The sequence below is a fragment of the Zooshikella ganghwensis DSM 15267 genome (genome assembly GCF_000428585.1).
Lineage (GTDB): Bacteria > Pseudomonadota > Gammaproteobacteria > Pseudomonadales > Zooshikellaceae > Zooshikella > Zooshikella ganghwensis.
Genome location: NZ_AUAF01000346.1, coordinates 1 through 1,676, shown reverse-complemented (window position 1 = coordinate 1,676; position 1,676 = coordinate 1). Strand labels below are relative to the sequence as shown.

The 1,676-nt window shown below is 47.6% G+C and carries 1 protein-coding gene and 1 pseudogene; both read right to left on the bottom strand.

Going from position 1 to position 1,676, the window contains the following annotated elements:
* Positions 1–97: 97 nt before the first annotated feature.
* A complete protein-coding gene (locus tag F607_RS0126790; protein ID WP_051311882.1) occupies positions 98–1,369 on the bottom strand; it encodes an MFS transporter in 1,272 nt (423 codons plus the stop codon).
* Between the two features lie 186 nt (positions 1,370–1,555).
* A pseudogene (locus F607_RS36285) lies at positions 1,556–1,676 on the bottom strand (IS4 family transposase); the annotation flags it as partial.

The window sequence follows — 1,676 nt, the reverse complement described above, 5'->3', positions numbered from 1 at the left end:
TATCGATTTAGAATTGATTGCACAAAATAAAGCATTAATAAAATCATTTTTTAGAGAAACAACGGTATCCTTTGCTAGTGACTAGGTAGTAAGTGGCTCAACTTCGGTCATCCACTTTCCAAAGCAAGAGTCCTCCCCCTACAAGCAAGATAATTAACGAGAGCATGGAGTAGCGCACATCACCGAACCAGGTACCAAACAGGCCGAACAATGGTGGACCGATTAAAGCGGCGAACTTTCCGAGCAGGTTATAGAATCCAAAGAATTCGCCTGCTGAACTGGCTGGAATCAGGCGAGCGAAGAGCGAGCGGCTGAGTGCCTGCACTCCACCTTGTACTAGCCCTACCATTACTGCTATGACATAAAACTCCCACGGTTGGCGAATGAATGCTCCCCAGATGCAGATAGCTATGTACACTAACAGGCCCAGGTAGATACCGCGCTTTGGTCCAAGGCGTTCACCCAGATACCCAAACGCGATTGCAGCTGGAAAGCCCACGAACTGGACAATGAGTAAGGCTATTATGAGGTCTTGGCGCTCAAATCCGAGTGAGCGACCATAGGCTACTGCCATCCGAATCACAGTATCCACTGCATCAATGTACAGCCAGTAAGCGAATAGAAACATCCATACTGGTTTGAGCTGGCGAATGTGCTGGATTGTTTGCGCTACTTGTCGGAACCCATATGTCCAGGTACTTCCTTCATTTTTATACTTGGCAGCGGGTTCATCTACAAACAGGAACAAAGGTATTGCGAATACCGTCCACCAAATGGCAGTCACCAGGAAAGCTGTCGTTGCAGCTTCTGTGGATGTTTTCAAGCCGACCAGTTCTGGGTCGAGTGCAGCGATAACACAACCTAGGTATAACAGTCCACCGCCTAAATAACCAAGCCCAAAACCTAGGCCAGAGACTATGTGCCAGCGGCTCGCAGGTGCCACCGACACGAGTAATGCGTCATAGAAAACATTAGCACCCATAAAGCCAACACTGGCACAAATAAACATAAACAAGGCGGGCATCCAGTTTCCAGCCTCAATACCTGATAGTAGAGCTGTGCCAATAACGCCAAGCAGTAGTGAGCCGAAAAGGAAGCGTTTCTTTGTACCAGAACGATCAGCCACCGCGCCAAGAATGGGGGCACTCATTGCAATGATCACGCTGGCGATGCTGTTGCCCCAGCCTAGACGCAGGTTAGACTCTGCAGGTCCAGTGTCACTGCTCCAGAAATCCTGAAATAATAGCGGAAAGAAGCCAGCGAGCACGACAGTCGCAAATCCAGAGTTAGCCCAGTCATAAAAAGCCCAACTCCATACAGCCCGTTTTGAGTGCCCTTCACTTTTTGTTGGGATGTTATTTGCGTCCATGCAAAACCTTTTTCGTCGCTGCAGTTAACGTATCTAGATATAACTTTAGTCTCTACTTTATATACACTGTATGCCAGCATCCCATAGACTGCGAGTTATCTTGATTTTGGCGACCCGCTCTTGTTGGTCTTCTTTTCCCGGCCTGCTGCTGGGTGGTTAATAGCCAATGTTTTTTAAATATTCAGCCTATGTACAGGACAAAACTTTCAGGCAGTGCCGAAATACTGCCAGGTTAACACTTCCTTCTACTAGTACCCTGTGTAAGTAATCAAGCCCTAGACGAAATAAACTTTTCGGTTTTCGGCCA